This window comes from uncultured Campylobacter sp., assembly GCF_937997595.1.
GTDB lineage: Bacteria > Campylobacterota > Campylobacteria > Campylobacterales > Campylobacteraceae > Campylobacter_B.
On sequence record NZ_CALKTS010000212.1, the window covers coordinates 1 to 1,544 of the forward strand.

1 protein-coding gene is annotated in these 1,544 nt (G+C 47.4%); it reads left to right on the top strand.

From position 1 onward, the window contains the following. A partial coding sequence (locus Q0614_RS07355) for a molybdopterin dinucleotide binding domain-containing protein (protein WP_298787679.1) occupies positions 1 to 448 on the top strand: 448 nt, incomplete at its 5' end. Positions 449 to 1,544 lie beyond the last annotated feature (1,096 nt).

The following is a 1,544-nucleotide window of genomic DNA, read 5'->3' on the forward strand; positions in this document are numbered from 1 at the left end:
CAAGTACCCGGTCGCCATCAGCGGCGCGCACTCTAAATTTAGGCTCCACTCGCAGCTAAACAACTCGCTCATCCGCAACTACGCCGAGATCGCGGGCCGCGAACCCGCGCTAATTAGCCCAGCCACGGCAAAGGCGCGCGGTATCAAAACAGGCGACGTGGTAAGGATCTATAACGACCGAGGCGAGATCCTCTGCGGCGCGCTGGTAAGCGAGCGAGCGCAAGACAACGTCGTGATCGTGAGCGAGGGCGCATGGTACGATCCGGCCGTCTGGGGTGAGAAAAGTCTTTGCAAGCACGGTAACATAAACGTGCTAACCAAGGACGTACCGAGCTCGCAGCTATCGCAAAGCAACACTGCGCACACGAGCATGGTACAGATCGAGAAATTTAAAGGCGAACTACCGAGCATAACGGCGTTTGATAGGCCTGTGACGATAGAGGCTTAGACACTACTTTCTTTGAGCGAGCTGGAATTTTGGTTTTGAAGGCTATAAATTTAGGACTCCTGAAGGCTGCACGGACGAAATTTATCCATGCTTCGTGCGACCTTTCTTGAAATTTCGGTTTTAGAATTTAATCTTTAAAGACGCATGCAAAACCATGCTATATGCGGCTGCAAGCTGCGAATGCAGATTTTCGTTTTCCTTTCGGTAGCTGCGCGAAGCCGATCCGCGCGGCTTTTTTGAAATTTTGATTTTTAGTTCTCTAAACGGCTAAGAATTTTGACTTTTTGCGAATTTTAAATTTGAGATGACTTCATCCATTGCGCCACTCTGCATTAAACGACTTGCACTCTCTGCGGCGCAAAAATACTCCTTCGCAAACTCAAAATTTAAAGATTTTATATATTTTTGACCTTGCGGGGGCGGCTTAGGATTGCCGCGCAGAGCCGATTTTAGCGCGACGTACAGCGCGCACGAAAAATATAATTCGCCATTTATAGATATCTTTAAATTTAGACGCTTACATTCATGCGACGGATTATTTATGCTTCGCGCCAAAAGCCAGCGGCGACAAAATTTTAAAATTTTGCGCCTTAGCGACAAATTTAATCACGATAAAATTTGCGCGTGAAGCAAAAACAAATCTGCGCAAAGATAGAATTCCCAACCGCCGCGAGCGTGAAATTTTAAAAGCAGCGACCATATCGAAAAAGGCGCCGTTATAAATTTACAGGCGCCGTGTACGTTGGTAAAATTCCAAAGCCAAAATCCATGAGCGACACAGGCGGGGCGATGCGGGTTAAATTTATGCGCACTTTAAAAATGACAAAACGCTTTAAAAAAATCTAACCGCGCTCGCGCTATTAAATTTTAAAAGTGAGCAATTGCGCCCAAACTAGCTAAATTTAAAATAAAGCAAACGCTTCGTTTATGCTACGAATGCCGCTTGTCTGCAAGCTATCGCTCGAAAGCTCTATGCCGCAAGCGCCCTACGCTACGACGTTTGGAAACTCATAGACCACGCGGCCGCTTTTGATCGTGCATACCGCGGCGCCCGTAAGCTGCTTGCCGAAAAGCGGCGAGTTGCGCGATTTGGACT